This is a genomic window from Streptomyces sp. NPDC051776, assembly GCF_040681345.1.
Lineage (GTDB): Bacteria > Actinomycetota > Actinomycetes > Streptomycetales > Streptomycetaceae > Streptomyces.
In genome coordinates this window covers 201,665-224,625 of the sequence record NZ_JBFAYQ010000003.1, presented here as the reverse complement: position 1 = coordinate 224,625, position 22,961 = coordinate 201,665, and the positions used below count along the sequence as shown (strand labels likewise).

Annotated in this window: 20 protein-coding genes and 1 pseudogene; 5 read left to right on the top strand and 16 right to left on the bottom strand. The window is 73.0% G+C overall.

Annotated features, from left to right (window positions below; translation table 11 throughout):
- Positions 1 to 5 precede the first annotated feature (5 nt).
- From AB0M26_RS04475 to AB0M26_RS04460, 4 genes are all read right to left on the bottom strand, one after another.
- Positions 6 to 578 (bottom strand): DUF3618 domain-containing protein, encoded by a 573-nt coding sequence (locus tag AB0M26_RS04475; RefSeq protein WP_365254332.1) that lies wholly within the window; start codon positions 576 to 578, stop codon positions 6 to 8.
- A complete protein-coding gene (locus AB0M26_RS04470; protein WP_365254329.1) occupies positions 575 to 1,117 on the bottom strand; it encodes a phage holin family protein in 543 nt (180 codons plus the stop codon). Before AB0M26_RS04470 ends, AB0M26_RS04475 begins: the two co-directional genes overlap by 4 nt.
- Positions 1,114 to 1,266 (bottom strand): hypothetical protein, encoded by a 153-nt coding sequence (locus AB0M26_RS04465; protein WP_365254326.1) that lies wholly within the window; start codon positions 1,264 to 1,266, stop codon positions 1,114 to 1,116. Before AB0M26_RS04465 ends, AB0M26_RS04470 begins: the two co-directional genes overlap by 4 nt.
- Before the next feature lie 260 nt (positions 1,267 to 1,526).
- A complete protein-coding gene (locus tag AB0M26_RS04460; RefSeq protein ID WP_365254323.1) occupies positions 1,527 to 1,775 on the bottom strand; it encodes a DUF6158 family protein in 249 nt (82 codons plus the stop codon).
- 180 nt (positions 1,776 to 1,955) lie between these two features.
- On the opposite strand from AB0M26_RS04460, the gene AB0M26_RS04455 reads away from it, so the two are divergent.
- The 4 genes from AB0M26_RS04455 to AB0M26_RS04440 all read left to right on the top strand — a co-directional run bounded on the left by AB0M26_RS04455 (position 1,956) and on the right by AB0M26_RS04440 (position 5,644).
- Positions 1,956 to 2,339, top strand: coding sequence for a DUF2795 domain-containing protein (locus tag AB0M26_RS04455; protein ID WP_365254320.1), 384 nt, complete (start codon positions 1,956 to 1,958; stop codon positions 2,337 to 2,339).
- Between the two features lie 342 nt (positions 2,340 to 2,681).
- Positions 2,682 to 4,238 carry a phosphatase PAP2 family protein gene (locus tag AB0M26_RS04450; RefSeq protein ID WP_365254317.1) on the top strand — a complete coding sequence of 519 codons (1,557 nt, stop codon included), beginning with the start codon at positions 2,682 to 2,684 and terminating at the stop codon, positions 4,236 to 4,238.
- Between the two features lie 104 nt (positions 4,239 to 4,342).
- Positions 4,343 to 5,149: a methyltransferase domain-containing protein gene (locus AB0M26_RS04445; protein ID WP_365254314.1), complete on the top strand. Its 807-nt coding sequence runs from the start codon at positions 4,343 to 4,345 to the stop codon at positions 5,147 to 5,149.
- A gap of 138 nt (positions 5,150 to 5,287) precedes the next feature.
- The gene (locus AB0M26_RS04440) at positions 5,288 to 5,644 is read left to right on the top strand and encodes a VOC family protein (protein ID WP_365254313.1); all 357 of its coding nucleotides are present in this window, start codon (positions 5,288 to 5,290) and stop codon (positions 5,642 to 5,644) included.
- A gap of 101 nt (positions 5,645 to 5,745) precedes the next feature.
- Here AB0M26_RS04440 and AB0M26_RS04435 read toward each other — a convergent pair whose 3' ends face one another.
- From AB0M26_RS04435 to AB0M26_RS04385, 11 genes and pseudogenes are all read right to left on the bottom strand, one after another.
- Positions 5,746 to 6,663 carry an NADP-dependent oxidoreductase gene (locus AB0M26_RS04435; RefSeq protein ID WP_365254310.1) on the bottom strand — a complete coding sequence of 306 codons (918 nt, stop codon included), beginning with the start codon at positions 6,661 to 6,663 and terminating at the stop codon, positions 5,746 to 5,748.
- Between the two features lie 58 nt (positions 6,664 to 6,721).
- Complete coding sequence (locus tag AB0M26_RS04430) at positions 6,722 to 8,962, bottom strand: DUF5107 domain-containing protein (protein ID WP_365254308.1); 2,241 nt, start codon at positions 8,960 to 8,962, stop codon at positions 6,722 to 6,724.
- A gap of 304 nt (positions 8,963 to 9,266) precedes the next feature.
- Entirely contained in the window at positions 9,267 to 9,827 is a 561-nt protein-coding gene (locus AB0M26_RS04425) for a GNAT family protein (protein ID WP_365254305.1), read from the bottom strand.
- 38 nt (positions 9,828 to 9,865) lie between these two features.
- The gene (locus AB0M26_RS04420; RefSeq protein ID WP_365254302.1) at positions 9,866 to 10,135 is read right to left on the bottom strand and encodes a DUF1049 domain-containing protein; all 270 of its coding nucleotides are present in this window, start codon (positions 10,133 to 10,135) and stop codon (positions 9,866 to 9,868) included.
- Positions 10,136 to 10,632: 497 nt separating this feature from the next.
- Entirely contained in the window at positions 10,633 to 11,436 is an 804-nt protein-coding gene (locus AB0M26_RS04415; protein WP_365254299.1) for a 4'-phosphopantetheinyl transferase superfamily protein, read from the bottom strand.
- Positions 11,433 to 13,424 carry a prolyl oligopeptidase family serine peptidase gene (locus tag AB0M26_RS04410; protein ID WP_365254296.1) on the bottom strand — a complete coding sequence of 664 codons (1,992 nt, stop codon included), beginning with the start codon at positions 13,422 to 13,424 and terminating at the stop codon, positions 11,433 to 11,435. The genes AB0M26_RS04415 and AB0M26_RS04410 overlap by 4 nt, the downstream gene beginning before the upstream one ends.
- 5 nt (positions 13,425 to 13,429) lie before the next feature.
- Positions 13,430 to 14,842 (bottom strand): M20/M25/M40 family metallo-hydrolase, encoded by a 1,413-nt coding sequence (locus tag AB0M26_RS04405; RefSeq protein WP_365254293.1) that lies wholly within the window; start codon positions 14,840 to 14,842, stop codon positions 13,430 to 13,432.
- Entirely contained in the window at positions 14,835 to 15,668 is an 834-nt protein-coding gene (locus AB0M26_RS04400) for a M55 family metallopeptidase (protein ID WP_365254290.1), read from the bottom strand. The genes AB0M26_RS04405 and AB0M26_RS04400 overlap by 8 nt, the downstream gene beginning before the upstream one ends.
- A 796-nt stretch (positions 15,669 to 16,464) precedes the next feature.
- Positions 16,465 to 17,277: pseudogene (locus AB0M26_RS04395) on the bottom strand (PAS domain-containing protein); the annotation flags it as partial.
- Positions 17,278 to 17,524: 247 nt separating this feature from the next.
- On the bottom strand, positions 17,525 to 19,930 hold the full coding sequence (locus AB0M26_RS04390) for an MFS transporter (RefSeq protein WP_365254544.1): 2,406 nt from the start codon (positions 19,928 to 19,930) through the stop codon (positions 17,525 to 17,527).
- Between the two features lie 291 nt (positions 19,931 to 20,221).
- A complete protein-coding gene (locus tag AB0M26_RS04385; protein WP_365254288.1) occupies positions 20,222 to 20,665 on the bottom strand; it encodes an SRPBCC family protein in 444 nt (147 codons plus the stop codon).
- Positions 20,666 to 20,869: 204 nt separating this feature from the next.
- Between AB0M26_RS04385 and AB0M26_RS04380 the strand changes: the two genes are divergently transcribed.
- Positions 20,870 to 21,904 carry an Rv2578c family radical SAM protein gene (locus AB0M26_RS04380; RefSeq protein ID WP_365254285.1) on the top strand — a complete coding sequence of 345 codons (1,035 nt, stop codon included), beginning with the start codon at positions 20,870 to 20,872 and terminating at the stop codon, positions 21,902 to 21,904.
- A gap of 186 nt (positions 21,905 to 22,090) precedes the next feature.
- Here the strand turns inward: AB0M26_RS04380 and AB0M26_RS04375 are convergent, their stop codons facing one another.
- Positions 22,091 to 22,735 (bottom strand): HEAT repeat domain-containing protein, encoded by a 645-nt coding sequence (locus tag AB0M26_RS04375; protein ID WP_365254282.1) that lies wholly within the window; start codon positions 22,733 to 22,735, stop codon positions 22,091 to 22,093.
- Positions 22,736 to 22,961 lie beyond the last annotated feature (226 nt).

The window sequence follows — 22,961 nt, the reverse complement described above, 5'->3', positions numbered from 1 at the left end:
ACCGCTCACCACCTCCCGCCGTGGTGGGTGCCCCAGCCGCGGTGACGGCCGGCGTGCCCCGCATGACGGCCGCGCATCCCGCGCGTGGCCGCCACCGCCGCGAGCACCACGAGACCGCCGACGACTGCGCTCGGCACTGGGCGCTGCTGTCCGGTCCTGGCGGCACGGGTCGCCGCGGACCAGATGTGGTCCGGGGTGCGGTCGTGCACCGCGTGGCCCGCGCGGGACGTACGGCCCTGCGCCGCGTGACGGGCGTGCGAGGTCCTCTCCTGTACCTCGTGGGCGGCGTGCGAGGCGCGGTCCTGCACGGTGTTGCGGGCGTGGGAGGTCCTGTCCTGGGCCGCGTGGCGAGCGTGCGACGTGCGGTCCTGCATGGCGTGACGGGCGTGCGAGGCGGTCTCCCGGGCGTGCTGTCCGGCCTCGGCGGCCTTCGCCTGGATGCGTTCCCTGACCTCCGCCGCCTTGTGCTGCGCCCTGCCCTTCACATCCGCCTTGGCCGCGAGCTCCTCCACCGTGGCGCCGAGCCGCTCGCGGGCTTCGTTGACCTGTCCGCGCAGCTCCTCGGGGGTCTGACTCATCGGTGCGCCCTCTCCTTGATCCGTTCGACATCGGTCTTGACCCCGCTGATGGCCTGCTCGGGTTTGAGCGGCGTGACCTTACGGGTCTCCATCCGGCCGAGGAGTGCGAGTCCGGCCGCCAGCAGGAGCAGACCCCCGGCCATGATCAGCGCGGCCGCCCAGACGGGCAGCTTCAGGGCGATGGCCGCGATGCCGCCGGCCACCAGCGCCTGGAGGGCGAGCAGGGCCATGAGGCCCGCTCCGCCGAAGAGTCCACCGCCGCGCCCGGCCCGTTTGCCCTTGGCGACCATCTCTGCCTGGGCGAGTCGGAGTTCGCTGCGCACGAGGTCGGACAGTTGCTCCGACGCCCGTTTCACGAGGACGCCCACGGACTTGCCGTCCTGCGGGGGGCTCGTACGGTGTCCGTTTCCCTGGGTGTCCACCGGGGCGGCCGAGGTCTTCCGGGCCTCGGATTCCGCGGGGCGCGTGGGCCTGGTGCCCTGAGATCGGGCGGGCCCGGTGCCCGGAGCGGGCCCGGTGCCTTGAGAGGTGTCCGTCATGTGTCCTCGCCTCCTTCTTCAGGCGTGAACGACGGTGGGGCCGTGACCAGCCCTGCCGGAGGTTTCAGCAGCGCTTCCTCATACCGGCCCAGCGCGCAGACCACGATGAGCATCACGACCGGCATGAGTAGGGCGAGCAACAACGCCATGGGCCCTGTCCCTTCCCTGAGCGCCCGCGCGCGCTGGGGGACAACGCCGCGGACTCAGGACCGAGTGACCCCGCTCACCATTGCCAAACGTCCACAATGCCCGGAAATACTCTGGGCCCGGGATCCCTGAAGTCCCGGGCCCGGAGTCCCTCATCTCCCCAACTCACGGCCGTTCGGCCGGATTCCGGGTTGCCAAGTCGCCTTCCCCCGAACTCACCCGACGAACATCCCCGGTTTGTCAAACGCACGCGGGTCCCCCCTCAGGTGCAGGTCCTTGCCCTGGCGCCGTCCCGCGTCCGGCCGGACGCCACGTACCGGTCCGGGTGCCGCCGCAGATACTCCGCCTCCAGCTCCGCCATGCGCGAGGTGTGCCGGTCCAGCGCGTCGGGGGATCCGTACATCAAAGTTTCGTGGCGGGTGCGGTGGATGGTCTCGAGCTCCTTGATGAGCTGCGGTTCGTCGAGCGCGGCCGGGTCGACGCCGCCTCCCCGCCGTCCTGGGTCGGCCATAGGGCCACTCCCTTCCCTCACCTGCGCGTACCGGACCGGGCCGGCCACGCAGCGCAGCCGTGTTGCTGCCAGGACGTCGGGTACCCGCTTGCCACGACCGACACGGATCCCGACGGATCGATACGACCGGCGGTCCGCGACCACCCGGCCCGGACCGACCGATCAGGACGAGAGGACGTCATGGAGCGTGGGAGCAACCGGCTCAATGTGCACCGGGACGACGAGATGAAGCACGAGCTGCAGGGCCTGCTTCGCTCCGGTCACCCCACCCGGGCCGAGGAGTGGCACGACCCCGAACCCTCCGCCGACGACGACCCGGAGGTCACCCGGGGCCCGGTCCCGGCACGAGGGTCGATCGGCGACGCCGAGGCACTCCGCTACGAGCTGGCGCGGCATCTGGCCCGTACACCGTTCCCGGCCAAGCGACGGCAGCTCCTTCGGACCTTGGAGGAGCGGCACGCACCGGACAGGCTGGTGGAGATCGTGAGCGATCTGCCGCCGCACGACACGTACAGGAACGTGCAGGAGGTCATGCAGGCCCTGGGCCGGTCGACGCACGCTTGAGCGCCACCGCCGCATGCACCGCGGCGGGCAGCGCACACCCCCGGCCGTACGGGACGGCCGGGCGAGGGGGGAACTGCGCCGGAGATGAGCCCGCGCAGCACGAGGCGGGCTCACCGTCCGGGCGGACGGGACCGCACGGGCGGGCCGGGCCGCACACAGCCGGTCCGGACCGTCCGGCGGCCCGGACCGTCGGGGCGACGGCCGGACCCTCGGACGGACGGGGGCGGCCCGGGAAGGCCACCGGGGATGACAAGCCGTGGAAAGGCGGGCCGACGGGGTACGCGCCAAGCTGGAGGCCCCGGGGACGGAGAGCGTGCGTCGACGGGGCACGGGTGCGATGGCATGAGTGTGAGGAGGCACGCGCTGTTCGGACAGGCGCAGAACAAGCGACGGAATCAACGGTGGCCGAGCGGGGTGGACCGGTTCCTCTTCCACCGTGTGGCGTCACGCCACTGGCCGGGCGCCGACGGCGTCCTTCCCCGGCTGAGCCGGAGCGCCGACCACGGCCGTCTCTGGTTCGGCATCGCGGGCGCCATGTGGGCGCTGGGCCAGCCGCGTTCCCGTCGCGCCGCCGCGCGGGGGGTCGCGTCGCTCGCGCTGGCCTCGGCGACCGTCAACACCGTGGTGAAGGGCTCGTTCGGCCGCGACCGGCCGGTCCTGCACGCCGTACCTCTCGTACGGCGGCTCACCAAGCAGCCCATCACGACCTCCTTCCCCTCGGGCCACTCCGCGTCCGCCGCCGCCTTCACCGTCGGCGCGGCGCTCGAGTCGCGCCGGTGGGGCGCGGTGCTGGCGCCGGTCGCCGCTTCCGTCGCGTTCTCCCGGGTCTACACGGGCGTGCACTACCCCAGTGATGTGGTGGCGGGCGTGGCGCTCGGTGCGGGAGCGGCGTTCGCGGTGCGCGGGCTCGTCCCGACGCGCAGTCAGCTCCCGCCGCCCGCCCGGCCGCGTACCGACGCGCCCGCGCTGACCGGTGGCGACGGGCTGACCGTGGTCGTCAACCCGGGTTCGGGTCAAGGCGCACCGCCCGTACTGGCCGAACAGGTGCGGCAGTTGAGGGCGGCGCTGCCGAAGGCCGAGGTGGTCGTCCACGAGGAGGACGCGGGCCCCCTCACCAGGGTCCTGGAGGCCGCGGCCGCCGATGTCGCGGCGCGCGGTGGCGCGCTCGGGGTGTGCGGCGGCGACGGCACGGTGAACGCGGCGGCGGGCGTCGCGATGCGGTACGGCGTCCCGCTGGCGGTGCTGCCGAGCGGAACGTTCAACCACTTCGCGGGCGACCTCGGGGTGGAGAGCTTCGAGGACACCTTCGGTGCGGTGGTGACGGGCAGCGCGGTGCGGGTGGACGTGGGCAGGATGACCCCGCGGGGACAGGGCGCCGTCGGGGCGGCGGCGGTGCACTTCCTGAACACCTTCAGCATCGGCTCGTACCCGGATCTCGTACGGGCGCGGGAGCGCTGGGCCCCGCGGATCGGCAGCCCGCCGGCGGTGCTGCTCGGCGCCGTGCACGTGCTGCGCACCTCACGGCCGGCGACGGCCGAGGTGAACGGGCGACGGCGGTCCATGTGGCTGCTGTTCGCGGGCAACGGGACCTACCGCAGTGTCGGACTGGCACCGGTCCGGCGCTACGACCTGGCGGACGGGCTGCTGGACGTCCGGATCGCACACGGCGGACGGTTCGCCCGGACACGTCTGCTCGCCGCGGCCGTGACGGGATTCCCGCGGCACTCCCCCGTCTACAGAGCGGCGGGGGTGCCCACTCTGCGGGTCTCGGGCCTGCCCGCGGGCACGCATCTGGCGTACGACGGCGAGGTGGCTCCCGCCCCGTCGGAGTTCGTGCTCGACAAGGAGGTGGAGGCCCTGACGGTCTACCGCCCCACCGAGCTCCCGTCCGACATGTGATACGCCGCTCTCGCCATGCGAGACCAGGGCGTAGGCTGCGGAGCGGAGCCCACCGCCCGACAGAGGGTGGAGTGGAGCCCGCCGCCCGAGAGAGGACCGCCGCCATGCCGGAGAAGGCCGTCTACACCCACGGGCACCACGAGTCGGTGCTCCGCTCCCACCGCTGGCGCACGGCCGCGAATTCGGCCGCCTATCTGCTCGGCGAGCTGCGGCCCGGGCTCTCCGTGCTCGACGTGGGCTGCGGCCCCGGCACCATCACCGCGGACCTGGCCGCCCTGGTCGCGCCCGGCCGCGTCACCGCGGTCGATGCGGCCCCCAGCGTCCTGGAGGACGCCCGCCGCGTGGCGGCCGAACGCGGGCTGGACACCGTCGACTTCACGGTCGCCGACGTCCACGCGCTGGGTTTTCCCGATGCCTCGTTCGATGTCGTCCACGCCCATCAGGTGCTCCAGCACGTCGGCGACCCGGTGGCCGCCCTCCGCGAGATGCGGCGCGTGTGCCGGCCGGGGGGCGTGATCGCGGCCCGCGACTCGGACTACCGCGCGATGACTTGGTTCCCGGCCGTACCGGGCCTGGACACCTGGCTGGATCTGTACGAGCGGGTGGCGCGGGCGAGCGGCGGCGAACCGGCCGCGGGACGGCATCTGCTGTCCTGGGCCCGGCAGGCGGGCCTCTCCGGCATCACGTCCACCGCGGCCGCGTGGTGCTTCGCGACCCCCGAGGAGCGGGCGTGGTGGAGCGGCCTGTGGGCGGACCGCACGACCGAGTCCTCGTACGCGCGCCGGGCCGTGGACGGTGGCCACGCAACACCGGCGGAGCTACGGAGGATCGCGGACGCCTGGCGCGAGTGGGGACGGCGCGAGGACGGCTGGTTCGCCGTCCTGCACGGCGAGATCCTGTGCCGCCGCTGAACGGCACGACGCCAATGCCCCATCGCTGCCCGGAAGTTGGCGCAACGACGTACGGGTGGCATGAACCGAACCCGGGGGCGTCCGGGCGATCGGGGATACGACACCCGCCCCGGCCGGGGGCGACTACGCTCGTTCGCCATGGAGATCCTGGGTACTTCACTGCGCGTCTGCGTCGACGATCTCGATCATGCCGTCGGCGTCTATGAGCGCCTGACGGGAAGTCAGGCGGTGCGCTTCGGCCGCGGCGGTGTCTCCGTCGCCGCGGTCGGCGCCTTTCTGCTGATGAGCGGCCCCGAGTGGGAGCTCGAGGTGCTGCGGAAGGTCACGGCCACCATCGCCGTGAAGGATGTGGACGAGGCGCGCGCCGTTCTGTCCGAAGTGGGCGCCGAGATCATCGCCGGGCCCGTGCCGACCCCGCTGGGCCGCAATCTGGTGGCCCGCCACCCGGACGGCTCGGTCTTCGAATACGTCGACCGGGGCGGGTCCTCGGTCTGACAGCGGCCCGTGGCCGATCGCCCGGCCCGACACCGCGCCGGGCCCGGGGCTGTCGGCGCACGCCGTCGTGCGTGACCCGCCGCAGCCCCGGGTGGCGTACGTCAGGAGACCAGCAGGACGATCTTCCCCCGGGTGCGCCCCTCCTGGCTGATCCGGAACGCCTCGGCGACCTCGGCCAGCGGGAGTTCCTTCTCGACGTGGACCGTGAGCTTCCCTGCGTCGGCCAGTTCGCCGAGCGCGGTCAGGTCCTCGCTGCTCGGGCGGACGAACAGATAGCGGCCGCCCCGTTCGGCCACCGTGTGATCGGCGATGGAGACCACCCGGGCCGGGGACTTCACCAACTCCAAGGACGCGGCCACGGCGTCACCGCCCACGAAGTCGAAGGCGGCGTCGACCCCTTCGGGTGCGAGCGACCGCACCCGGCCGACGAGTCCGTCTCCGTAGGCGACCGGCTCGGCGCCGAGCGACCGCAGATAGTCGTGCTTGGCCTCGCTGGAGGTGCCGATGACACGCGCGCCCCGGGCAACGGCGATCTGCACCGCGAGCGAACCGACACCCCCGGCCGCCGCGTTCACCAGGATCGTGTCGCTCTTGCCGACCTGCACGGCACTCAGGGACTGATACGCCGTCAGTCCGGCCAGTGGCAGACCGGCGGCCTGCTGCCAGCTCAGCGAGGCGGGCTTGCGAGCGAGGACGCGGACGGGCGCCGGAACCAGCTCGGCGTACGTGCCGTTCTGGACATGGTCCTGCCGGTTGTAGCCGATCACCTCGTCGCCGGGCGCGAATTCGGTGACGGACACCCCGACCCTCTCCACCACACCGGCGACGTCCCAGCCGGGGACGAGCGGGAAGTCGGCGTAGACGAGTTGGCCGAGATAGCCCTCCGTGATCTTCCAGTCCACCGGATTCACCCCGGCGGCCTTGGTGCGGACGAGCACGGTGTCCGGGCCGACCTTGGGCTCCGGCTGTTCCGTGATCCGAGGTGTTTCGCCATAGGCGTTGATCGTGGCTGCCTTCATGCCCGGGGAACCGCGGACCGGAGCCGATCATTCCCGGATCCGCGGTTCCTGGCCGATTTCAGTCCTGTGGCCGCATGCGGAAGTCGTAGCGGCGCGGCAGCGGATACTCCGCGCGGGCCCGCGCCCGCAGGGTCTCCGCCGGGTTCCCGTCCGAACCGGACCTCTCCGAACCGGACCCATCCGGCAGCAGCCGCTCCGCGATGGCGAACCAGGTCTCCTCCAGCACCTCGTCGCCCTCCCGCAGGTCGTCGACCTCGAACCCGGCGTCGAAGAGCGCACGCGCGGCGGGAGCGTCGCCCTCGGCGAGGAGGATCTGCGCCTCCAGTAAGCGGAACCGGCCGCGCTCACGGACCTGCGGCGGCAGTCGGCGGAGAACGCCGCGGGCCTCGCCAGCCCGTCCGCAGGCGAGCAGGGCCGGAACGGCTTCCCGGGCGAGCGCGGCGGTGAGGGTCTGCCCGGCGCGCAGAGCGCCGCTGCCGGCCCCGCTCCCCTCGCCAGTACGGTGCTCCGGCGCCGCGCCCGGGGCACGCCCGGCCTGCACGTCGGTACGGACCCCGGCCTCCGCACCCGCACGGCCCCCGCCACCCCCGCCCGTACGGCCGCCGGCCTCCGCGCCCGTACCCGCATTGGTGCCGGCGCTCCCCTCCGCGCCCGAAGCCGCGCGGGCCGTCGCCACGTCGATCGCCCGCAGCAGGAGGTCGGCCGCGCGCCCGGTGTCGCCCGACTCCGCGGCCGCGACCGCGAGGCAGCGCAGCGCCCAGGGTGTCTCCTCCGCGGCCAGCGAGCACTCCCAGCTCCGTGCTGCCTGCGCGCGGTCACCGGCGTGCCACCGGGCCACTCCCAGGTGGTAGTCGGCCCGCGCTCCCGGCGTCGTCGTCTCCAGAATCTCCCGCCAGAGCGGCGAGACAGGGGTGGGACCCGGATCGTGCGGTGAAACGGGGCCGTCCGGCAGCGAACCGGTCCGCAACAGTTCCAGCCACGGCCGCTGCTGTTCGCCGAGGCAGGATGCATCGAACGGGGTGCCGGGCAACTCGTAGGCGCCGCGGGCGACTTCGAGCGCGCCCCAGCCCGAGCCCGCCGCCAGGACCTCCTTCGGCTCCGTGTCGGCGCACGGCAGCCATGCCGCGTACGCCGCGTCGACATCGGCGCGCGGCAGCGCCTCCTCCAGCCGTGCCTCCGCTTCCGCCCGCGCCGCGGACCAGTCCGCGCCGTGCACGGCGGCGGGGTCGGCCGCCAACGGGCCGTACGCCTCCAGCCAGGCGAACTCCGCGCCCGCCTCCAGCCGTACGTGCTCCAGTTGGGTTCGGGCCAGCCCCGCCTGGATCTCCGCATAGCCGACCGTGCCCGGTTCGGTGAGCCACTCCTGCCAGCGCCTCCCACCGCTCCCAGCGCCCCAGACGAACAGCTTCCTGCCGCGCAGCAGGTCGGTCGAGGTCTGGACCAGGCCCCTGCCGTCCGCGTCCAGCGAGGCGATCCAGCGCCTGGCGCCGTCCGGCACCTCGTAGAACCAGTCGGCCGCGTACTCGCTGCGCAGCGGGTAGGTGCGGTCGGCGCCCTGCCACTCCGGCACCGGTACATGCTGCAGGCTCCGCTCGTAGCCGAAGTGCCAGGCCTCCTCGGCGGGCGCGAGGACGCGCGTCGTCCCGTGCTCCTCCACGGCGATGTTGGACCACCAGTAGACGGGCACGGGCCGGTCGTGCGGGTTGCGGATCCGAACGCCGACGTGGAGGAAGTCCGAGCCCTCGGGCAGCCACAGATCGATCTGGAAGGGCGTGTCCCGCAGCCGCTCCCACTCCCACAGCCGCAGCATCTCGCCACCGTCCGGCGCCGGTACGCGTGCGGCGTGCAGCGGGGCGCAGGAGAGCGTGGTGTGCCCGGTGGCGCCGATGTTCCACTCGATGCCGCCGGAGTACCAGGCGCCGTTGAGGGCGAAGGCCGCGGGCTGGAACACCGGGTTGAGGTAGAGGAGTTCACGCCCCGACGGCTTGTGGTGGAGGGAATGGACGCGGCCTCCGAGTCCGGGCACGACGGTGGCGCGCAGCCGTTCGTTCTCGATCACGAGAGCGTCGAGGCCTACCGGGCCGCGGTCGCGGGCGTAGCCGTCGAGCAGTCGCACGGGCAGGACCGAACGCAGCGGTTCGTATCGGATCTGGCGGGCCATCTCGGCGGGCAGCGCGGCCCGTTCGCGGTCACCGATCCTGTGCACCTCGTCGAGCGGCCGCAGCGCGGGCAGCGGGTTCTCCGGCCCGACGGGCGCGCCGGGCAGGGTCAGTACGGTGCGTCGCACGGTCGTGGCCACGGCAACCTCGCTCCCTCGTACGGGCCGCCGCCGGACCGGGCGCCCCCCGATGACCATGGAACACGCTCCTGGCGCGACTGACCAGGCCCGCCCCAGGTCAGGGTTGGGCAAAGGGCCGGTGGCGGCGGGGGCGTGCGGCGGTCGGTGGCGGAGTGCGGCGGGACGGGTATGCGGCAGGCGGGTTCGGAGGGACGGGCGGGGACACCGGTGCGGAGGGACGGATGGAGACGCAGGTGCGGTGGCAGCACGGCAGCAAGGGCAGCGGCGTACGGCGCGCGGTCGGGCACGGCCCGTCCCGGCCCCGTCAGGTCTGCCCGGCTGTCTGACCGGCCGTCATCTCGGCGGTGATGGCCCAGCGTTCGTGGTCGCGCCATGCGCCGTCGATGAAGAGGAAGTCCGGCGAGAAGCCCTCGAGCCGGAAGCCCAGCCGCTGCACGAGGCGGCGCGAGGCCTCATTGCCCGGCTGGATGTTGGCCTCCAGACGGTGGAGTCCGAGCGGACCGAAGGCATGCCGTACGACGAGTCCCAGGCCCTCCGTCATGAGCCCCCGCCCGGCCGCGTGCACGAAGGCCCCGTAGCCCACGGCCCCGCACTGGAAGCCGCTGCGGACGATGTTGTTGATCGCGACGCCGGCCGCGATCCCGCCCGTCTCCCGGTCGCACACCGCGTAGCCCTCGCCCGCGGGCGTACGGAACCTGGCCGTCCACCGCTCGAACTCCTCGGCGTCGGTCGGAAGGAACACCCACGGGTGGTGCAGTTCTGCGCTCTCCCGCACCCGCGCCGTGAACTCCTGCTCGTCCCGCCGTTCGATGGGCCGGATGGCCACGCGGGGGCCCACTGCGAGATAGACGCGGTCGGACGGCATCCAACAATCCTATGGAGCCCGGCACGCCCGCGCGCGGGCTACCTCCGGTGATGGCGGAAGAGGTACGCGCCGCAGGCGAAACCGATGATGCCCACTCCGAGGAGCGCGAGCCACAACGGCATGATCACTTCGGGGATGAGGAGACGGATCTTGGTCTGACCGGTGTTCTCGAAGATGAACACCAGACACAGGATCAGGATCACGCCCACGGCGACCCTGAGCGGCGTGAAGACGTCGCCCCAGCGCGTCCCGTGCATCCGGCTGCGCCGGCCGCCGGACATCCTGCTCGTCGAGGTCCTGGAACTCATGGAAGGCCTCCCTGCGGCTGCCCCCACCTCTCGCTTCCAGCATGCTCCCGCCGCCCCGGCCGCGCGCCCGCGGGGGTCGGGCCCCGGAGCACCGCGCCCCCGGCCCCGGCCCCCGCCCGAGCACCAGGGCCTACCACGCCCCCGCTCGCCCGCGCCCGCGCCCGCCACCGGACCGCAGGCAGCGCCCACAGGGAGCGCGCCACAGCGAGCACCCACAACTCCGTAACGGATGAGGACCGGCCCTTCCCGGCGCGCATGAGTCCCGGACGCGGAGGCCGGATCTCGGCCCGGGTCGAGTTCCTGACGCGGGGCTTGTGCCGGGACCGGATGAATCCCGGACGCGCACGGGCCCCCGGGTTCCAGGAACCGCACGCCTACGGGCGGGCGCGGACGCGGGGTGGTGTGCCGGGACCGGGATGAGTCCCGGACGCGGAGGCCGGATCCGGGCCCGGGGCGTTCCAGGACCGCACGCCTACGGAAAGGCCCGGGCGCGACGGCTATCCGGCCGCCCGGCGTACGGCGCACGCCGCCGCATACGCCCGGAGTTCCGCCGGCAGCGGCAAGTCCGCCAGGGCCCAGCCGGGCGGATCGACCGGTTCCGGTCCCGCGCCCACCAGCGTCGCCGCCAGGTCCTCCGCGAGACCGATGCCCGTGCCCTTGAGATAGGCCTCCTTGCGGGTCCAGCAGCGGGCGAACACCGCCGGGCGCAGCGCCCCGGGCTGCGCGGCGATCTCCGCCTGCTCGTCCTCGTGCAGCACGGAGGCCACCTCGGTCACCACGTGCGGCGCCGGCAGCTCCTCGACGTCGATGCCGACCGGTGTGTCCGCGACGGCGATCGCCACCAGATCGCCCGAGTGCGAGAGCGAGAAGTGCAGCGGCGCGCCGGGCAGCGCCGGGCGGCCGTGCTGCTTCCCGCATCCGGGGCACGGCTCGCGCAGAAACTCCAGAGCGGCCGGATCCCGGCCGAGGTACCCGCCGAGCAGTCGTCGCAGGGCCACGTGAGCGACCTGGTAGCGGTCGCGGTCCGCCGCCCGCAGGAACGCCGCCGCGCGCTCCCGCTCCCCGTCGTCCAGCACATGGCTCTGTGCGGCCGCCTCCTTCGCGTGCGCGGCGACATCCACCAGCCATACCCGCGTCCCCTCGCCCGGTGGGGGTCCGGGGAGGGGGTCGGTGCCGTAGCGGTACGGCGCGAGCAGGGCACGCTGCCCCTCCTCCGCGCCGGCGGGGCCCTCGGGCTGCGGTCCGGCGGGGCCCTCGGGCTGCGGTCCGGCGGCCGATCCCGGCCGCACCATGGGCGTCATTTCGCCAGCTCCAGGACGGGGACACCGGGGGCGGCGACGCCGAAGGTCTGGGCGTAGAGGGAGAGTTCGGCCTCCAGCGCCCTGGTCATCGTGTCCGCCCTGCGGAATCCATGGCCTTCTCCCTCGAATGCGATGTAGGCGTGGCGCACGCCGCGTCCGGCCATCTCCTCGACGAAGCGTGCGCTTTGCTCCGGCGGGCAGATGACGTCGTCCAGGCCCTGGAGGAGCACGAACGGCGCGGTGATCCGGTGGGCGTTGTGCAGAGGCGAGCGGTCCCGGTAGCGGCCCGGCACCTCGCCGGGCGGGCCGATCAGACCGTCGAGATAGCGGGACTCGAAGTCGTGCGTGCCGTTCTCGGCGGCCCAGCTCGCCGGGTCAAGTACCGGGTAGATGACCGTGCCGCAGGCGTAGACGTCCGTGGTCGCCAACGACACGGCGGCCGTCCAGCCGCCGGCGCTGCCACCGCGAATGGCCAGCCGCTCGCCGTCGGCGGTGCCCTCTGCGGCCAGCGCCTCGGCGACGGCCGCGCAGTCCTCGACGTCCACCACGCCCCACTGCCCGCGCAGCCGGTTGCGGTACTCGCGGCCGTAGCCGGTCGATCCGCCGTAGTTGACCTCGGCGACGCCGATGCCGCGGGAGGTGAAGTAGGCCACCTCCAGGTCGAGGACCAGCGGCGCGTGGCCGGTGGGACCGCCGTGCGCCCACACCACGTACGGCGGGAGTTCGCCCGGCGGGGCGGTGTGGTCCGGGCTGTGCGGCGGATAGATGTGGGCGTGGATCTCGCGGCCGCCGGGCCCGGTGAAGATCCTTATCTGCGGCTCCGGGTAGTACGCCGGGTCGACCGGGTCGTGGTGGCGCGCACCGGTCACTCGGGTGCGGCCAGTGGCGGTGTCGAGCTCGACGACCTGGTAGCCGCTGCGCGGGCTCGCCGCGACGCCGACGACCCGGGTCCCCGTCACGGCCAGACTCGGCGCCCATTCCGTCCAGGGGCCGGCCGCATCGCACAGTTCGCCGGTCTCCGGGTCCAGGACACCGAGGGCGGTGGTGCCGCGTCCGTGCACGACGGCGATGAGGCCGCTGGGCATCGGGGCGAACCAGCGACAGCCGATTTTCCACAGTGGCCCGCCGAACTCCTCGGCCCGCGGGCACAGCGCGGTGGCCCGCCCGTCCTCCGGTGAGATGCGGTAGAGGTTCCACCAGCCGCTGCGGTCGCTGGCGATGATGAGGGAGCCGTCGTAGGCCCACTCCGCCTGGGCGACGGATTCCACGGAGCCGCCGACGACGCGGTGGGCACCGGTCAACCGGCCGTCCTCGGTGACGTCGGCGACCATGACCGCCGTGCCGTCCCAGGGCATCGCGGGATGGTCCCAGGCGATCCAGAGCGCCCGGGTGCCGTCCGGCGACAGCTTGGGCCCAGTGACGAAACGGCTCCGGTCGTCGGTCAGTTCGCGGATGGCGCCACCGTCCTCGGCCGCCGAACCGTCGAGGGGTACGGCCGCGATGACGCGTCGTACATCGGTCGGCGCATCGCCCGTGAACTCCTCCAGCACGCACCAGACTTCACCGCGCTCCAGGTGGATCTCGGCGTCTGCCCAGCGCAGTCCGGCGCCGACCGCCGAGAGCGGGGTGAGCGGCCGGGGCCCGGGGGCCCCGGGCGCGTCCGGCTCGTACGCGTACAGCCGCTGGTCGGCGAAGTCGACGAAGACGGCGAGGGGGCCGCCCTGCGCGCGGGGCACGGCGGTCCAGGGCAGGCCGCCGTACTCGATGACGCGGCTGCGGACATTCCAGGGCGCGGGCAGCAGGGACTGCTCGGTGCCGTCGGCGCGCAGCCGGACGAGCGTTCTGCGCCCGCCCTCGGCCGGCCGCGGCTCGGTCCACCACACCTCCTCGCCGACCGCGCCCACGAACTCCGGCCTGCCGTCGTGGGACGCCGCGAGCGCCGATCCGATCGGCGACTCCCAGGCGCCGTACGGGGCCGTGGACACCATGTTCCTCACGCCTCCTGTGCTGTGCCGCTGCCGTACCCGCCACCGGCCGGGCCGCCCGCTGCCGCGGAGCCCGCCTTCGGGGCGCTGTTCCTCATGAAGTGGTCGAGCACGCGCACGCCGAAGTGCAGCGCCTCGACTGGGACCCGCTCGTCGACCCCGTGGAAGAGAGCGGTGTAGTCGAAGCCCTCGGGGAGCTTGAGCGGGGAGAAGCCGTAGCCGGTGATACCGAGCCGGGAGAACTGCTTGGCGTCCGTGCCGCCCGGCATGCAGTAGGGCACGGCCGTGCTGCCGGGGTCGAAGCGTTCGACGGCCTCGCTCATGGCCCGGTACGTGGCCGAGTCCACGGGCGCCTGCAGCGGGATCTCCCGGTGGTGGAACTCCCAGTCCACCTCGGGACCGGTGAGCCGGTCGAGCGTCTCGGCGAACTCCTCCTCGCCGCCGGGCAGCATACGGCCGTCGACGAAGCCGGTCGCACTGCCGGGAATGACGTTGAGCTTGTAACCGGCCTCCAGCATCGTCGGGTTGGTGCTGTTGCGCACGGTCGCCTCGACGAGCTTGGCCGTGGGTCCCAGGCCGGCGATCAACGCGTCGACCTCATGCGCGAGCCGGCCGGGGTCGCCGGGGGACAGGTCCGCCCGCAGGCCGTGCAGCTCGGCGAGTGAGGCCAGCGCGGCCCGTACGGTGGGGGTGAGCCGTACCGGCCACGTGTACTCGCCGATGCGCGAGACCGCGCCGGCCAGCCGGCTCACCGCGTTGGCCCGGTTCACCCGGGAGCCGTGTCCGGTGGTCCCGTGGGCGGTGAGCTTGAGCCAGGCGGTGCCGCGCTCGCCCGCCGCGATCGGGTACAGCCGCCGGTCGCCGTCGTGGAAGGTGAACCCGCCGGACTCACTGATCCCTTCGGTGCAGCCCTCGAAGAGCCCGGCGTGGCGGCCGACGAGGAATCCCGCCCCATAGGCCGCGTTGTCCTCCTCGTCGGCGGTGAACGCCACCACGATGTCGCGGCGGGGCCGTACGCCCGCGCGCGCCCAGGCACGGACGACGGCCAGGATCATCGCGTCCATGTTCTTCATGTCGACGGCGCCGCGGCCCCAGACGACACCGTCGCTCACCTCGCCGGAGAAGGGGTGAACGCTCCAGTCGGCGGGCTCGGCGGGCACCACGTCCAAATGGCCGTGGACCAGCAGGGCGTCCTCGCCCGGGTCCGAACCCTCGATCCGCACCACCACGTTCGTACGCCCCCGGGCGCTCTCGAGGAGCTGCGGCTCCAGACCCGCCTCGGCGAGCCGCTCCGCCGCGTACTCGGCGGCCGGCCGCTCGGTGCAGTCGCCGCCGCCGCGGTTGGTGGTGTCGATGCGGATCAGCTCGGAGGTGAACCGTACGACCTCTTCGAGGGCACGCTCGTCAACGGCGTCAGCCATATTGCTCCTCCACTGCGGACGACACGATGGTGGTGACGGCCTTGAAGCACCGGATGCCGTCGTACATGGTCCCGGCGGTGTAGGCCACCTTGCGCTCACCGCTGCTGACCACGCCCGGTACGACGGTGGCCGCCCCCGCAAGATGCTCGGCGTCGAACTCCACCTCCACCGTGAACGGCCCGTCCACCACGGGCGCGCTCCGCACGGCGAGAGCCGCGGCCTCCTTGGCGGCCGCCCGGATGTCCGCCGCCGTACGGGCCGGGGGACGGCAGACCGCGGCGTACCGCGACACGTAGTCCTTCACCGCGACCGTGCGGGCCCGGGGTGCGTAGCCTCGGGCGTCCTCACAGGTGCGGTCGTCACCGGTGACGAGGACGACGGGTACACCGAACTCGGCGACGACCAGGGAGTTGAGCAGGCCCTCGCTCGCGCGCGTGCCGTTCACCCGGACTCCGGTGATGGAGTTGGCGAGATAGGTGTGGGCCAGGACGCCTTCGGTGCCGGCACCGGTGTGGTAGCCGACGAACGCGATGCCGTCGACGTCACCGTGCTGCACGCCCTCAACCATGCTGAGCGTCTTGTGGCGGCCTGTGAGCATCTGCGCGCGCTCGTCGAGCTCCTCGAGCAGCAGATTGCGCATGGTCCAGTGGGCCTCGTTGATGAGCACCTCGTCCGCGCCGCCGTCGAAGAACCCGGCGACCGCCGCATTCACGTCGGACGTGAACAGCCGGCGGCAGCGCTGCCACTGCTCGGTGCCCGGGAGCACATCGGCGGGCCAGGTGACGCCGGTGGCGCCCTCCATGTCCGCACTGATGAGGATCTTCAAGGATGCCTCCGTCTTCCCTGCTCAGGGCGCCGCTCATGGGGCGGCCCGACTTCTGTGGCCGACATCAGTCTCGTCGCACCCCGGGGGATGTCCAACGACATCCTGCTGCGCACGGCCGTGTGACGCCGCGTAGTGCGCTCTGATCGCTGCCCGGACGGGCGGGGAGCAAATCGTGCGGACGCCACGCGTGTCCCTCCCCCCATGCCGGAACCGTCACGCCGGCGCCTCCCGGCAGCCCGGTCCGCGCATGCCGGATGCGTCGCCGCGCGCGACCGGGCCGGCTCCGGCTCCCGTATGTCCTTGCCCGACAACCGGGTGATCCTTTCGAGACGGTGGACGAGCGTCCCGCACCCTTGGTTCCCCTTGAGCCGGGTCTCTTGCCCAGCCGCCGGCCCCCACCAGTAGCTCGGGGATGGCCCCCACGCCCCCTCGTCCGGGTTCTTTGCTTGTCCGGAGCTTTCCGCAGGTCACCGTGGCGTGCTGGTTCAGCATCGCTGCCTCACCCAGGTCGGGAGCCCTCTGCGGGGAGGCACGGACGGCTGCGCCGCGTCCCTCGCCCGTCTCCATCGTGCGCCTCCCGGGCGCTCCGCACGTACGACGGTGCGGAGGGGCGGAACTCATCCCGGCGGGGCCGGGCCCCCGCGGCCGGAAGCTCCGGAAGCCCCGGACGCGTACGCTCCGTGCCGGCCCACGGTGGGCCGCATGAGGAACGTGTGCGCACGGATCATCCGGCCCGCCCCTTCCCCGTCAGCCGTACGGGGGCGGTCACCTCGTCCAGGCCCGCGGTGCGCCCGGGGCGGTGCGGAACTCCCCACCCTGGAGTGACGGGGATGCGGTCGAGGTGGCTGAACTCCAGGACGGGATAACCGAGTTCCAGCACCTGCCCGGCGATCCTGGTGCTGAGCGCGACGCTCATGCCGGGCAGGATGTCGGGCAGCCCGGCGGCGAGTTCGTCGGCTCCGGGGAACTCGGAGTACAGCGCGAAGCCGGGGGCAACGGTGCGGCGGTACCGGCGGCCGCCCTCGTACGCGTCCTCGCCCCGGCCGCCGGCGTGGGCAATCTGACCGGGGCCGCCGTCGTGCGCATCCCGGGCCTGACCACTGCCGTACGCCTCCCCGCAGTGCCCGTCGGCGGGGCCGTCCAGCCCGCGGGCGTCCGCGGCAAGGACGAGCAGCCGCTCGCGACCGGGGCCGACCAGCGGATACGCCCACCACACCACGTCGAGCCGCTCCGCGCCCGCTCCCCCGGGCAGGCCCGCGCCGGGGCATGCGCCCGCTACCCCGGGCAGGTCCGCGCCGGGGCCCGGCATCCGGGCCCGCCCCGCGGCCGGATAGGGCATCCGGCCGCTGAGCGTGTCCTCGAGCCCGAACCCCGCGTCCTCCTCCGGCAGGCCGCAGCCGTCGGCGTCCCCCGCGAGGACGCCCGAGACCGGCAGGAGATCCGTGGCGGGCACGCCGAGGGCCTCCTCCCGGCTGCTCCCGAAAAGCCGCCGCGCGCCCGAACTCCAGTGGGAGACAAGGCCGTCCGCGTCCACGACGACAACCGCGAGCGGGATCCTGCCGGACAGGGCGCTCTGACGCGCGGCCTGCGGCGGAATACCACTGTCCATGGCCGGGAGGCTCCTTCCCCTGCCGCATGATCTGCGGCACCGTCACAACCGTACGGGCGAGTAGGGTTCGGCGAGGCCCGTTTGCCGAAGCTGCCGTGACCGGTGGTGCGCCGCATGCGCCACAGCGCCCTCCCTCTCCGGCCAGGGTCTCCGGCCTCTCCCTTCGTCAGTTCCTCGGTCGGTCTTCGGTCGGTCCTCGGTCGCGGTCCTCGGTCGGTTGCGTCCGGTCGCCCCGGTCGCCCCGCGGTCAGTCCTCGTGGTCGAGCTGCAGATCCCGCTCCGTACGGCCACCGCCCGAGACCTGCAGGACCGTGGCCACCGGTGGGTAACCGGAGGCGATCACCGTGTACTCACCCGCCGACAGGTCAACGAACAGGAAGACGCCGTCGGTTCCCGTCGTCAGCGTGTCGACGACATTGCCCGCGGTGTCCAGCAGCGTGACTCGTGCGTCCTCGACGGGCCGCCCGCCGTGGGCCCGTACGGTGCCGCGCAGGACCGCGCCGCCCGCGAGTTCGATGTCGCGGCGGGTCTCGCGCGCGGCCTGCACGGTGACGGGCACGGCGGCCGGGCGGAACGCCGGTGCGCTTGCGGCGAGTACGTACTCCCCCGCGACCAACTCCGGGATGACATATCCGCCTTCGCGCCCGCTGCGCGTCGCGGCGACCACATCCCCGCGCACATCCGTCAGGGTCACCGTGGCGTCCCGTACGGGGGTGTCGTCGGCCGTGGTCACGGCGCCCGTGAGATGGCCCGCGCCGCCGAGCACGACGTCGAGTTCGACCGGACGCTCGCCGACCGTGACGCTCACGGCCCGGGGCTGGTGCCCCCCGGCGGCTGCGATCAGGACGTACGACCCGGCGCCCGGGGTGCTCAGCGCGTACCGTCCGTCCTCGCCCGCCGCGCCGCGGCCGATCTGGCGGCCGGCGACGTCGATGAGGGTGAGGGCGGCGCGTGGGACGGCGCTCCCGTCGTAGTGCTGGACCGTGCCGCAGACCGGCACGCCGGCCGGGAGCCGGTCATGCCGGCGGCCGGGTGCCCCCGAGCGGGCGGACGGCACGGCCCCGCCTCCGACGGTTCCGGCGGCTTCGACGACAACCGTTGTCGCGGTGGTGGAGGGGCCGGGAGCGGCAGGGGCCTTGTGGGACACCAGGGGTTTCTCCTTCAGCAGGAAGGCCAGCAGGAAGCCGAGGACGAGTACCGGCACGAGATACAGGAAGATCCGCGGCATGGCTTCCGCGTACGCCCGGACGTAGGCGTCGCGCAGCGCCGCGTCCATGGCGTGCACCATCTGCGGGGTGATCGACTCCGGCTCCGGAAGGCCGGCACCGGAGGGGAGTTCGTGCGCGAGGCGGTCGGCGAGCCGGTCGGCGAACAGGGTGCCGAAGACCGCCGCACCGACCGAACCGCCGATCTGCCGGAAGTAGTTGTTGGCGCTGGTGGCGACACCGAGGTCGGCGGGTGGCACGGAGTTCTGCACGGCCAGCACGAGCACCGGCATGACGAGACCGATGCCGGTACCCAGGACGGCCATCCAGATGCTGTACTCCGGCCGCGGGGTGTCCGTGTGGAGCAGGGAGAGCAGCCACATGCCAACCGCGGAGACGGCGCCGCCGATGATCGGGTAAGCCTTGTAGCGGCCGGTACGGCTGATCATCCGCCCGGACACGATCGAGGCGACGACGATCCCGCCCATCATCGGCAGCATCAGCAGTCCGGACTCGGTGGCGCTTGCGCCGTCGGCCATCTGCAGAAACGTCGGCAGATAGCTGGCGGCGCCGAAGAGCGCGACGCCCACGACAGCACCGATGAGTCCCGTCATCGTGAAGACGGGGTCGCGGAACAGCCGTAGCGGGATGACCGGCTGGACGGCGAAGCGCTCGGCGAGGACGAACAGCAGCGCCGTGACGACGGCTCCCGCGGCGAGGCCCAGGATCGTCCGCGAGTCCCAGGCGTACTCCGTACCGCCCCAACTCGTCAGCAGCACCAGGCAGGTGGAGCAGGCGGCGAGCAGGAGCCCGCCGAGGACGTCGAGGCGGGCCCGGACGGCGGGCCTGGGCAGCTTGAGGACGGCCGCGATGACGGCCAGGGTGACGAGCCCGAAGGGCACGTTGATGTAGAAGCACCAGCGCCAGGAGGCGTGGTCGGTGAAGAAGCCGCCGAGCAGTGGGCCAGCCACGGACGCCAGCCCGAACACGGCCCCGATCAGGCCCATGTAGCGCCCGCGGGCGCGGGGCGGGACGATGTCGGCGATGATCGCCTGGACGCCGATCATGAGCCCGCCGCCCCCGATGCCCTGGACGGCGCGGAAGGCGATGAGCTGCTCCATGGTCCGGGACCGGCCGGCGAGCAGGGAACCGGCGACGAACACCAGGATCGCGAACTGGAACACGCCCTTGCGGCCGAAGAGGTCGCCGAGCTTGCCGTAGAGCGGCAACGCGACAGTGGAGGCCAGTAGGTACGAGGTGACGGCCCAGGACATCCTGTCCAGGCCATGGAGTTCGCCGACGATCCTCGGCAGCGCCGTGGCCACGATCGTCTGGTCCAGGGCGGCGAGCAGCAGGGTCAGCATCAGGCCGACGAAGACCATGCGGATCCGGCGCGGGGAGAGTGCCGCGCCTCCCGCCGCCGCCTCGTGGCCGGCTCCGTCGAGCAGGCCGGGGGCGGGGGCGGCCGCGGCGGCCCGCTCGCCGCGTTCCTGCACCAGTGTGGTCCCGCCCACGTACCGCTCCCCTCGTCGCACCAGCACCGCGCGCCCATTTCTCGCATTACGCGACAACTACGAGCAAGCGCGACGTGGTTCGGATGGAAGTCGGGATCGGACGGCCAACTACGTTGCCCAGGACGCCTTCTCAGCGCTCATCAGCGGCTTTCACCTCCGGCGCACGCCCGCGGCGTGCGCCGGTTCACGAAGGGAAAAACACCCGTTCCGGTGAGGTGCGGGGGTTCACTTCTCGACTTCGGTGGCGAGCTTGGCGAGCACCGCGTCGTAGATGCGGCCCAGGCCCTTGGGGGCAAAGGTCTTCTCGAAGAACCCTCCGATGCCGCCCGCGCCGTTCCAGACGGTGGTGACGACGACCTTCGCCCTGCCCTCACCGGCCGGGGTCACGGTCCAAGTGGCGACCATGGAGGAGTTGCGGTCCTTCTCGACGAGTTGTCCGGCCGTCGGTTCGGAGACCTCGAGCAGGCAGTCGCGGACCCGCTTGCTGGTCGCCTGGAGCCGCCAGTGGACGAGGGTGCCCTCGCCCGCGCCGCCCTCGCGCACCTCGTACTCGCTGAAGTGCTCGGGCAGCAGCTTGGCGCGGGTGCCCGAGTAGTCGGAGACCGCGCGGAACACCGTCTCGGGGTCCGCCGCGATGGTCCGCTCCGTCGTGGCCTCTACCTGCGCCATCGTTCTTCCTTCCCATGTGCCGAGTCCACGCGCGGGCCCTACTGCCCCGCGGTGCGTTCCGGCCACCAAGCCAACCACCGGTGCCCCGCCCGCCCAAATCGGGGTCGTGATCCGGCCACCCGGTGGCGTAATTCGAAAATGTGTTCTAGCGTGGCATACGCGCCCTCCGGGTGCGGGAGGACGGGTGCGACAGAGGGAGGCACCATGCGCTGGGACGGGCTGGCGAGCGACGGGACCGCGACAGCGCCCGCCCTCTTCGGCGTGGACGCCGTGACACGCACCTTCGACACCCCGGAGTTCCGGGGGATCACGTTCCACGAGATCCGTGCGCGGACGATCGTGAACCGGGTTCCGGGGGCCTCCCGGATGCCGTTCGAGTGGACGATCAACCCCTACCGCGGCTGCTCGCACGCGTGCGTCTACTGCTTCGCCCGGAAGACGCACAGCTATCTGGACCTGGACACCGGCACCGGCTTCGACTCGCAGATCGTCGTCAAGGTCAACGCCCCGGAACTGCTGCGCCGTGAACTGGCCTCTCCGAAGTGGCGGGGCGAGCACATCGCCATGGGCACGAACGTCGACTGCTACCAACGGGCCGAGGGCCGCTACCGGTTGATGCCGGGCATCCTCGCCGCCCTGCGCGACCACGCGAACCCGTTCTCGATACTGACCAAGGGCACGCTGATCCTCCGCGACCTCGAACTGCTGCGGCAGGCCGCCGAGGTGACCGAGGTCGGCACCTCGGTCTCGGTGGGCTTCCTGGACCGCGAGCTGTGGCGCACGGTCGAGCCGGGCACACCGGCACCCGACCGCCGCCTGGAGGTCTGCCGCACCCTCAACACCAACGGCATCCCCTGCGGCGTCCTGATGGCGCCGGTCATCCCGTTCCTCAGCGACACCCCCGAGCAGCTGCGTGCGACGGTCCGCGCCATTGCGGCCGCGGGCGCGACATCGGTGACACCGCTCGTCCTGCATCTGCGCCCGGGGGCCAGGGAGTGGTTCATGCACTGGCTGGGCCACCACCACCCCCGTCTGGTGCGGCGCTACGAGACGATGTACGCGGGCGGTTCGTACGCCCCGAAGTGGTATCAGCGCCGCATCACCCGCCAAGTACACGAGTACGCACGCGAGTTCGGTATCGGGCCCTCCCGCGCGGGCGCGTCCCGCCGCATAACCGAACCGGCCTCCCCCGACCCGGAGCCGGCGGCGCCGGAACCCACCCAGCTCACGCTGCTCTGATCGAAGCCCCGGTCGGTGCTGTCCGCGCCGGATCCGCCGCGTCCTGCGATCCGGGGAAGGCCGATCCGGGGAGGGCCGGGCCATGCGACCCGAAGTGCCCGGCGGCGCACGGGGGTTCGTCCTCGTGGGCACTTCGGGCTCCGCACCGGCCCTCGTTCCGCACGGATCACGCACTGGGCCGGGCGGTCATCGGCTCTCGGCCCCCCGCCGCGCCTCCCCGCCCGCCGTGCCGTCCAGGCGGGCCAGAGCCGCTTCCGCCGGGGCCGCGAGGCGGGCGTGGTCACGCGCGGTCGTCAGCACCGGTACCGCCCGCCGGTCCCCCAGCGCGCCGAGGCCCTCGACGCATGCCAGCGCCACCGGCCAGTACGGCGTCCGCGCGGCCAGCAGCCGCTCCAGCGTGGTGGTCAGCGCGGGCACGGACTCCGGAGCGCGCAGGGCCGTCAGCAGCCGGACCGGGTGCAGCGCGTACGCCGTGCGCAGCGGGTTGGTGGCCAGGGCGGCCGCCGCGCGGGCCGTGCGCGGGTCTCCGAGCCTGGCCAGGGCGTGCGCGGCCGAGGCGCAGCGCGGTGCGTCCCGGTGGTTGAGCAGCAGCACCAGCGTCTCGAAGGCCCGGCGGTCCCCCGCACACCCCAGCGCGAACGCCGCCAACTCCCGTGACCACAAGGGCCGTCCGGGTTCGGCCAGGACGCGGACCAATTCCTCTCTGCGCGCCGGCGGTAAACCGTCCCGGACGAGCGCCATCAGGCGCCCGTACTCGGCTGCCTCCTCGGGTCCGGAGACTTCTTTGCGGGCTCGCTCCACCAGAGCGCGTCGTGCGTCATCGGTGTCCATGGAATGTCCCTCCCCGCGAGTGGCCCGCGCCACAGCCCCCGCGCCGAACTTCCTCTGGCGAAGTTATTACCCACGAGTTAAGGTGGGGCCACGAGCACACCCGCTCGGGCGGCCTGGTGACGCAGCCGCCTTCGTGCAGTCGGTTCTGCACAGCACGCAGTACGGCATGGCCTCGGGACAGGGCCTGCCGGTATTCCCCGTCGGGCAATGCGGCCCGCGTGCATCT